General features: G+C 72.1%; 6 protein-coding genes. 2 read left to right on the forward strand and 4 right to left on the reverse strand.

Translation table 11 applies throughout. The features are described 5' to 3' along the window. A partial coding sequence (locus tag FV222_RS12625; RefSeq protein WP_147814503.1) for a molybdopterin cofactor-binding domain-containing protein occupies positions 1-1947 on the forward strand: 1947 nt, incomplete at its 5' end. Between the two features lie 3 nt (positions 1948-1950). On the opposite strand, the gene hydA is transcribed toward FV222_RS12625, so the two are convergent. After that, complete coding sequence (hydA, locus tag FV222_RS12630; protein WP_147814505.1) at positions 1951-3360, reverse strand: dihydropyrimidinase; 1410 nt, start codon at positions 3358-3360, stop codon at positions 1951-1953. A 113-nt stretch (positions 3361-3473) separates the two neighbouring features. Here hydA and FV222_RS12635 point away from each other — a divergent pair, with 113 nt between their 5' ends. Further along, on the forward strand, positions 3474-5279 hold the full coding sequence (locus FV222_RS12635; RefSeq protein WP_147814507.1) for an adenine deaminase C-terminal domain-containing protein: 1806 nt from the start codon (positions 3474-3476) through the stop codon (positions 5277-5279). 233 nt (positions 5280-5512) lie between these two features. On the opposite strand, the gene rutD is transcribed toward FV222_RS12635, so the two are convergent. Genes rutD through rutB form a run of 3 tightly spaced genes read right to left on the reverse strand, consistent with a single transcriptional unit; the run spans position 5513 to position 7447 of the window. Next, positions 5513-6313 carry a pyrimidine utilization protein D gene (rutD, locus tag FV222_RS12640; protein ID WP_147814509.1) on the reverse strand — a complete coding sequence of 267 codons (801 nt, stop codon included), beginning with the start codon at positions 6311-6313 and terminating at the stop codon, positions 5513-5515. After that, on the reverse strand, positions 6313-6732 hold the full coding sequence (gene rutC, locus FV222_RS12645; protein WP_147814511.1) for a pyrimidine utilization protein C: 420 nt from the start codon (positions 6730-6732) through the stop codon (positions 6313-6315). The genes rutD and rutC overlap by 1 nt, the downstream gene beginning before the upstream one ends. A gap of 25 nt (positions 6733-6757) precedes the next feature. Further along, positions 6758-7447: a pyrimidine utilization protein B gene (gene rutB / locus FV222_RS12650; protein ID WP_147814513.1), complete on the reverse strand. Its 690-nt coding sequence runs from the start codon at positions 7445-7447 to the stop codon at positions 6758-6760. Positions 7448-7457 lie beyond the last annotated feature (10 nt).

A 7457-nucleotide genomic window follows, 5' to 3' on the forward strand; every position in this document is an offset into this window, starting at 1 on the left:
CCGGCGGGCGCGGACGCGCCGCCGCTAGAAGCCCGCGCGAACCTCGCGGCCGAGGCGCACGGCCTCGTCGGCGATGTCGAGGCCGGGTTCGCCGAGGCGGATCGCGTCTACGAGGGCACCTACCGCTCGCAGCGGGTGCAGCACGCCCACCTCGAGACCCACGGCGCGATCGGCTGGCGCAATCCCGACGGCCGCCTCGTGATCCGCTCCTCGACGCAGGTGCCGTTCCTGACCCGCGACGCGCTCTGCACCCTGTTCGGCCTCGACCGGTCGCAGGTGCGGGTGGTGGCGGGCCGGGTCGGCGGCGGATTCGGCGGCAAGCAGGAGATGCTCACCGAGGACCTGGTCGCGCTGGCGGTGCTCCGCACCGGGCGCCCGGTGAAGTGGGAGTTCACCCGCCAGGAGCAGTTCGTCGCCACCACCACCCGCCACCCGATGCGCGTCCGGGTGAAGCTCGGCGCGAAGGCCGACGGCACGCTGACCGCGATCCAGCTCGACGTGGTCTCGAACACCGGCGCCTACGGCAACCATGCCGGCGGCGTGCTCCACCACGGCACCAACGAGGTGATCGGTGCCTACCGCTGCCCGAACAAGCGCATCGACGGCTACGCCGTCTACACCCACACCCTGCCGGCCGGGGCCTTCCGTGGCTACGGCCTCAGCCAGACGATCTTCGCCGTCGAATCGGCGCTGGACGAGCTCGCCCGCGACCTCGGCCTCGACCCCTACGCGATGCGCCGCCGCAACGCGGTGCGGCCCGGCGACCCGATGGTCTCGACGAGCCTCGAACCGCACGACGTCGAATACGGCAGCTACGGCCTCGACCAGTGCCTCGACCTCGCCGAGCGGGCGATGGCAGCGCCTTCCGGCGACCCGGCCCCGGAGGGCTGGCGCGTCGGCGAGGGCATGGCGATGGCGATGATCGACACGATCCCGCCGCGCGGGCATTTTTCGGATGCGCGCATCGGGCTGCGCGGGGACGCAAGCGATCGCGGGTCCCCTCTCCCAGGGGGAGAGGGACGGGGTGAGGGGCGTGACCTCTCCGGCATGGTCTCATCCCTCACCCCAACCCTCTCCCGCACGGGAGAGGGGGTCCGTCGCGGTGATGGCGCCCCTTCCGGCGGCGCCATTTACGACCTCTCCGTCGGCACCGCCGAGTTCGGCAACGGCACCACCACCGTGCATGCGCAGATCGCAGCCGCGGCGCTCGGCACCACGCCGGACCGCATCCGCATCCGCGCCTCCGACACCGACGCGGTCGGCCACGATACGGGCGCCTACGGCAGCACCGGCATCGTCGTGGCGGGGCGCGCGACGCTGAACGCCGCGGAGGCGCTGGCCCGCGCGATCCTGACCCGGGCCGCGGCGAAGGCGGGCGTCGCGCCCGCCGACTGCCGTTTGGAGGCCGACCACGTGGCCGTTCCGGGCGGTCGCGTCGCGTTGGCCGACCTGATCGCCGAGGGCCCGCTCGAAGCGGAGGGGCGGGCCGACGGCTCGCCGCGCTCGGTCGCCTTCAACGTCCAGGCGTTCCGGGTCGCGGTGCATCCGGGCACCGGCGAGGTCCGCATCCTGCGCAGCGTCCACGCGGCCGACGCGGGGCGGGTAATCAACCCGATGCAGTGCCGCGGGCAGGTCGAGGGCGGCGTCGCGCAGGCGCTCGGCGCGGCGCTCTACGAGGACTTGCGCCTCGACGCGGAAGGCCGCGTGACCACGCAGACCTTCCGCAACTACCACATCCCCGCCTGCGCCGACGTGCCGGCGACGGAGGTGCTGTTCGCCGACACCCACGACAGCGTCGGCCCGCTCGGCGCGAAATCGATGAGCGAGAGCCCGTTCAACCCGGTCGCCCCGGCGCTCGCCAACGCGATCCGCGACGCCACCGGCGCGCGGCTGACCGCGACCCCGTTCGCACCGGACCGGATCTTTCGGAGCGTCGGCACGCGTTGAGCCTCAGCCCGGTGCGAGGCTCCGGTCGAGGACGCGGCCCTGGCCCGGCTCGGACAGCACCCGGCCATCCTCGGCGATCACCCGCCCGCGCGCGATGGTCATCACCGGCCAGCCGGTCACCTGGAACCCTTCCCAGGGCGTGTAGTCGGCGCCGTGATGGAGGGCGGCTTGGCGGATCGTCTCGCGGCGGTTCGGGTCCCACAGGGTCAGGTCGGCGTCGAAGCCGGGGCCGATCGAGCCTTTGCGCGGATATAGGCCGTAGAGCTTGGCGTGGTTCGTGGCGGTGAGCGCGGCGAACTGGTTCAGCGTGATCCGCCCCGTCGACACGCCCTCCGAGAACAGAACCGGCAACCGGGTCTCGATGCCGGGGATGCCGTTCGGGATCCAGCGGAAGGAGGTTTTTCCGCGCGGGTTCAACTTGCCGGCGGGGTCGTCGTAGCGGAACGGGCAGTGGTCGGAGGAGACCACGTCGAACACCCCGCGCTGCAGGCCGGACCAGATCGCCGCCTGGCTCGCGGCGTCCCGCGGGGGCGGCGAGCAGACGTACTTCGCGCCCGACATCGGGTCGTCGCCGATCCCCTTCATGTCGTCGGCCGTGAGCGTCAGGTATTGCGGGCAGGTCTCGGCGTGGATCTTGAGGCCGCGCCCCTGCGCCCACGCGATCTGCTCCATCGCCTGCTCGCCCGAGACGTGGACGATGACGATGTCGAGGTCGACGAGCTCGGCGTGGCTGATCGCCCGGTGCGCCGCCTCGCGCTCGACCAGTTGCGGCCGCGACAGTGCATGACCGAACGGCCGGGTCTCGCCGGCCTTCTCCAGGCGTTCGCTGAGGTAGCGGATCGCGTCGTAGCCCTCGGCGTGGACCATCACGCGGGCGCCCTCGCGCCGGGCCACGTCGAACACGTCGAGGATCTGGCGGTCGTTCAGGACGAGGTCGTCGTAAGTCATGAACACCTTGAACGAGGTGTAGCCGGCGGCGATCAGCGCCGGCAGCTCCTGGCCGAGCACCGCCTCGGTCGGGTCCGAGACGATCAGGTGGATCGCCACGTCGACGTGGCACTGCCCCTCCGCCAGCGCGCGATAGGCTTCGGCCGCCTCGCGCAGGGACCCGCCCCGCGGCTGCAACGCGAACGGCATCACGCAGGTGTTGCCGCCGGCCGCCGCCGCGCGGGTCGCCGAGGCGAAGTCGTCGGCCATGACGATGCCGGGGCCGGAGGGCTGCGCGATGTGGACGTGGCTGTCGATGCCGCCCGGCAGCACCAAGAGGCCGGACGCATCGACGGTGCGGGCGGCGTCGGCCACCCGCTCGGCGACAGTGACGATGCGGCCGTCGCGGATGCCGATTTCGGCGCGGAGCGTGTCGGCGGCGGTGACGACGGTGCCGCCGCGGATCGCGAGGTCGAATTCGGGCATTGTCCTGCGTAACCTCGTCCGTGGACCCTGGTGAGGCGGGCCGGTCCGCAAGGCCCTGGCACGATGCGTGCCCCGGTAGCCCGCATCCGCCGAAGACCGATCCGGGAGCCCCGATGTCCCAAAGCCCGCTGAACCGCTTCTCCGTCGCGCCGCTCGCGACGATGACGCGCCGCTTGGCCGACGTGGCGTCGGGCCGGGCCGAGCCCGATCTGGTGATCGCGGGGGCGCGGGTGCTCTCGACCTATTCCGACCGCATCCTGCCCGAGCGCGAGGTCTGGATCGCGGGCGGCCGCATCGCGGCGGTGAAGCCCGCCGGCAGCCATCGCGGCGGCGCAGCGCGGTTCGATGCGGGCGGCGGCCTGATCGCGCCGGGCCTCGTCGACCCGCACCTGCACATCGAGAGCAGCATGGTCACCGCCTGCGCCTACGCGGAGGCCGCGTTGCTCAACGGCACGACGACGATCGTCTGCGACAGCCACGAGATCGGCAACGTGCTCGATGCCGACGGCGTCGCCTGGATGCTGGAGGATGCCCGCGAGGCGCCGCTCAACATCTACCTCACGGTGCCGAGCACGGTGCCGGCGACGCGGCCGGACCTGGAGACCGCGGGCGGCGACCTCAGCGCCGAGAAGATCGCCGCCCTGTTCGACGCCTGGCCCGAGGCCGTGGGCTTGGGCGAGAAGATGGACTTCGTCGCGGTGGCGGAGGGCGACCCGCGCGCGCACGCGATCATCGCGGCATCGCTCTCGCGCGGGCGCCCGGTCTCGGGCCACATCTACGGCCGGGACTTCGTCGCGGCCTACGCCGCGTCCGGCGTCACCGACACCCACGAGGCGATCGACCGCGACATCGCCGACGACCTGCTCGACGCCGGCGTTTGGATTTTCCTGCGCGGCGGGCCGCCCACCACCCCGTGGCACTCGCTGCCGAAGGCGATCGGTACGGTCATCGACTACGGTGCCGCAGGCAAGCGGGTCTGCTGCTGCACCGACGACCGCGACGCGGAAGACCTCCTCGCCTACGGGCTCGACTGGGTGGTGCGGGAGGCGGTGCGGATGGGCATCCCGAAGCCCGCGGCCTGGTCGATGGGCTCGCTGCACCCCGCGACCCGCTACGGCCTCGACGGCGAGATCGGAGGCCTCGGCGGCGGCCGCCGGGCCGACCTCGTTCTGCTGGACGACGACCTCGTGCCGCAATCGACCTGGTACGGCGGCGAGCTGGTGGTCGAGAACCGCACGGTGACACCCCGCCTCGACGCGGCCCTGTCGCGTCCTTACCGCTATCCGACCCGGGCCTACGCCACCGTCCATCTGCCCACCGTCCTGCCGGACCTGGTCCCGGCACTGCCTTCGGCGCCCTGCACCGTCAACGCGATCCGCACGACCCTGCCGGGCATCGAGCTCATGCACGAGCGCGTGGCACTGAACCCCGCTAGGGACTGGGCGGCGACGCTCGCGGGACACGACCTGTGCCACGTCGCCGTGGTGGAGCGGCACGGACTCGGCGGCCACGCGGCGCACGGGCTGCTGCGGGCCTTCGGGCTGAAGCGGGGCGCGGTGGCGAGCAGCGTCGGCCACGATTCGCACAACCTGATCGTCGCCGGGCTGAACGAGGCCGACATGCGCGTCGCGGTCGAGGCCGTCGCGGCGCATCAGGGCGGGGTCTGCGTCGTCGAGGACGGCGCGGTCGTCGCGATGGTGCCGCTGCCGGTGGCCGGCCTTCTCTCGGACAAGCGCGTCGGCGCCGTCGCCGAGGAGGTCCGCGCCCTCAAGGTCGCCTGGGAGCGGGCCGGCTGCACCATCCCCTATATGGGCTTCAACCTGATTCCGCTCTCGGTGATCCCTCAGATCCGCATCACCGACAAGGGGTTGGTGCTGGTGCCGGAGATGCGTCAGGTGCCGCTGTTCGAGCCGGCCTGAGAGGGCGTCGAGCCCACGCCCTTCGCCGGCACGCCGTTTTCCCGGACGCCCGGAGCGTCAGCGGAAGGCGATCCGGGAACCAGCAGAAGGAAGGGCCGCACCAGCGGCTCGATACGAACGGCGCAAGGCTTACGAACGGCGCAAGGGTTTCCGACGCTTCGCGACCCTTGTCCGCTGGGTCCCGGATCGGGTTCCGCTGACGCTTCACCCGTCCGGGAAAACGGGTGCGGCCGTCATCGAAGATCGGACATCGCCGTGACCCGCACTCGACCCAGGAAGGCGAGCAGCGTCCGGTTGAACGCTTCGGCGCGCGTGACGCTGTGGGCGTGGCCGCCGTCCGGCACGAGGTCGAGGCGGGCGTTGGCGAGGCCGGCGGCGAGGCGTTCGGAGGTGGTGTAGGGCACCAGCACGTCGTCGCGGGCCGCCATCACCAGGGTCTCGTGCGGGATCGCGCCGAGCCGGCCTTCGAGCGTGAAGCGCTCCAGCGCGGCGATCCGCGCGAGCACCGTCTCGGGGCCGGGGAAATGCGCCAGCGCATGCGCCTCGTCCGACGCGACCCGCGCGGCGTTCTCGGAGAGCCACGGGGCCGGATAGAGGAAGATCGCCTGCGCCCGAACGAAGGCCTCCGGGCCGGCCTGGTTCAGGAGCGCCTTGCGGGCGGAAAAGCACCGCAGCGTCGCGGAATCGATCGCGTCCCAGCCGTTGACGACGACGACGCGCCCGACGCGGGTGGGGTGGGTCAGCGCCAGCTGCAGGGCGATCAGCCCGCCGAGCGCGTGCCCGACCACGTCCGCGGTCTCGGTTCCGGTGGCGTCGAGGACAGCTAGCGCGTCCTCGGCCATCGCCGCGATGTCGTGGCCGGGCTCGAGCGCGCCCTTCGAGCGGCCGGTGCCGCGGTGGTCGTAGGTCAGGACCCGGAAGTGCGGGACCAAAGCGGGCATCTGCGGCGCGAAGTAGCCCGCCATCCCGCCGAGCCCCGGGGAGAGCAGGACGGTGCGCGCGCCGGAGCCCGCGACGTCGTGGTGGACCGGCATCAGACCGAGGTGTCGACGGCGAGCGCGCCGACCGGGTGGCCGACATGCGCCACCGAGGCGATCTCCACCAGGGCGTCCGGCTTCACCAGCCCGCACTGGATGCAGTAGCGCGCCGGCTTCTGGCCGGGGAAGTACTCGGCGTAGACCGCGTTGATCGCGGCGTAGTCGGCCCAGTCCTTGAGGAAGACGTGGTTGAAGGTCACGTCGTCCATGGTGCCGCCGGCGGCCGTCACGACGCCCTTGATCGTCTCCAGCACGTGGCGCGTCTGGGCGGCGGCGTCGCCGACGTGGACGACGTTGGCGTCGGCGTCGAGCGGCAGGGTGCCGGAGACGTAGAGTACGCCGTCCGCGAGCGTACCGGGGACGTAGGGCGCCAGCGGCTTGCCGGTGCCGGGCGGGATCACGACGGTCTTGGGCATTTTTTTTGGCACTCTGTGTTCGGGTCTATTCGGCGGCAATGGCGTCCCTGGCCGACAGGGCGGTCTCGAAGGCGGCCACGTCCGAGACCCAGCCGAAGAAGGTCTCGATGTTGAGGAGCGCGCCCTCCTGCAGGCTCGGCGGGCCGGCCTGGTGGGTGGCGTCGGCGAGCACGATGCCGAAATATTCGAGGAAGAACCCGTCGCGCAGTGTCGATTCCACGCATACGTTGGTGGCGATGCCGGTGAAGACCAGCGTGCGGATGCCCCGCGCCCGCAGGGTGCTGTCGAGCGCGGTGTTGTAGAAGCCGCTGTAGCGGGGCTTGCCCATGACGATGTCGCCGGGCTGCGGCTTGAGCGCGTCGACCAGATCGTAATCCCAGGTGCTGCGGGTGAGCAGCCGGCTGTTCAGCCCCGGCTGCCGCCGCATCGTCTTCAGCGCGTTCGACTTGTGCCAGTTCGGCGAACCCGGCCCCCCGGCCTCGACGTAGTCCGCGTCCCATCCGTTCTGGAACCACAGCACGACGATGCCGGCCGCCCGCGCGGCGGCGACCGCGGCGGCGATGCGGCCGATCACCGGACCGGTCTGCGAGACGTCGAAGCCGGCCAGATCCAGGTAGCCGCCCTTGGTCGCGTAGGCGTTCTGCATGTCCACGACGATGAGTGCGGTCGCCTCGGGCGCGAAGGCGATCGGCTCGGGGCGCGCCGGCAGCGTCACGCCGCCGAAG

It is taken from the genome of Methylobacterium sp. WL103 (genome assembly GCF_008039885.1).
In the GTDB taxonomy this organism is placed as follows: Bacteria; Pseudomonadota; Alphaproteobacteria; order Rhizobiales; family Beijerinckiaceae; genus Methylobacterium; species Methylobacterium cerastii.